1 protein-coding gene is annotated in these 1922 nt (G+C 73.5%); it reads right to left on the minus strand.

Annotated elements, in window-relative coordinates; all coding sequences use genetic code 11:
• A partial coding sequence (locus GA0115259_RS38700; RefSeq protein ID WP_141716921.1) for a type I polyketide synthase occupies positions 1-1922 on the minus strand: 1922 nt, incomplete at both ends.

Genomic DNA, 1922 nt, shown 5'->3' on the forward strand with positions numbered 1-1922 from the left:
TGACAGGGACCGACAGCTCCTCCAGATCGGCGGGTGTCTCGAAGGTCGGCCGGGTCTTGGCGACGGCGACCAGCATCCGCATCGCCTCGACGAGCTTTCCGCCCTGGACCGCCCGGTGGAAGAGGCCCTCCAGCGTCTCGTCGCCGTGGTCGGCCGACCGCGCCACGGCGGCAGAGCCGCCGCCGACCGCAGAGCCCGTACCCGAGCCCGAGGCCAGCTGCGCGGCGAGTTCGCCGTGCAGCCGGCGGGCCAGTTTGACGGGTGTCTCGTTGTCGAACACCACCGAGCTCGGCAGCCGCAGTCCGAGCGCCTCCGCGAGCTGGTTGCGCAGTCCGACGGAGACCAGTGAGTCGAAGCCCAGCTCCAGGAAGCTGCGTTCGGCGTCGACGCCGCTCGCGTCGCGGTGGCCGAGCAGGGCCGCGGTGTAGCCGGTGACCAGCTCGATCAGCAGGCTCTCCCGCTCCGCCGCTCCGAGCTGCCGCAGCCGCTCCCGCAGAGTGACCGGCGACCGGTCGCCGGCCGCCGCCGCGCGCCGGGTACGAGGGACCAGCTCGCGCCAGAGCGCGGGCAGCGCCTGCTGGGCCTGGAGTCCCGCCACATTGATTCTGGCCGGAACGAGAGTCGCCGCGGCGCGCACGATGGCGGCGTCGAAGAGGGCCAGGCCCTGCGCGAGGGCGAGAGGCGGCATTCCACCGCGGGCCATCCTGGCCAGATCGGCCTCGCTGACATGGCTGGTCATTCCGCTGCCCCGGCCCCAGGGACCCCACGCGAGGGAGAGCGCGGGCAGTCCCAGGCTCCTGCGGTGCAGGGCGAGGGCGTCCAGATACGCGTTGGCGGCGGCGTAGTTGCCCTGGCCCGGGCTGCCCAGCACGCCGGAGACGGACGAGTACAGCACGAACGCGGACAGATCCAGTTCCCGGGTGGCCTCGTGCAGATACCAGGCGGCGTCCGCCTTGGGCCGCAGGACGCGCTCCAGCAGCTCCGGAGTGAGCGAGCCGGTCAGCGCGTCGTCCAGCACACCGGCGGTGTGCACCACCGCGGTCAGCGGACGCCCGGCGGGCACGGCCGCGAGCAGTTCGGCGACCGCTTCCCGGTCGCCCACGTCACAGGCGATCGCGCGCGCCTCGGCGCCCTGTTCGGCCAGATCGGCCAGCAGCTCCGTCGCGCCGGGCGCCTCCGGGCCGCGCCGACTGGCCAGCAGCAGATGCCGTACACCGTGCTCGGCGACAAGATGCCGTGCGAGCTGTCCGCCGAGACCGCCCGTACCGCCCGTGATCAGTACGGTGCCGTCACGGTTCCAGGCCCGGTTCTCGTCAAGGTTCCCGTCGCGGTTCCGGGCACTCACCGCGCCTTCGGCCGCAGGAGCCGCCTCGCTCTCGGCGAGTCTGGTCAGCCGTCCGACGCGGACGGTGTTGGCACGTACCACCATCTGCTGCTCGTCCAGGGCGAGCAGTCCGGGCAGCACTCCGGCCGACAGGAAGGTGTCGTCCATGTCGACCAGCAGGAAGCTGCCCGGGTTCTCCGTCTGCGCGGACCGTACGAGGCCCCAGACCGCGGCGGCGGCCAGATCCTGGACATCCTCGCCGTCGAGGGCGACGGCGCCGCGCGTGACGAAGACCATCCGCGAGCCCGCGAGCCGCGGCTCGTCCAGCCATTCCTGGAGCAGGCCCAGCACCCAGGAGGCCAGCGCGCGCACCGACGCGGGTCCGTCCAGCGCGGGATCGCCGACGACGGGCACCAGGAAGACATCGGGCGCGACGCCGCTGTCGCCGATCGCGCCGGTCAGGGACTCCGCGTAGGCGCTGACGGTCTCGTCGGCGCGGTGCATCGCGTAGCCCAGGTCGAGTTCGTCGGCGCCGACGACCGCCCAGCGGGTGCCGCCGACGGGCGCGGCCACGGCGGCGGGCGCCCAGCCGAGAGTG

Source organism: Streptomyces sp. MnatMP-M17, assembly GCF_900091995.1.
Lineage (GTDB): Bacteria > Actinomycetota > Actinomycetes > Streptomycetales > Streptomycetaceae > Streptomyces.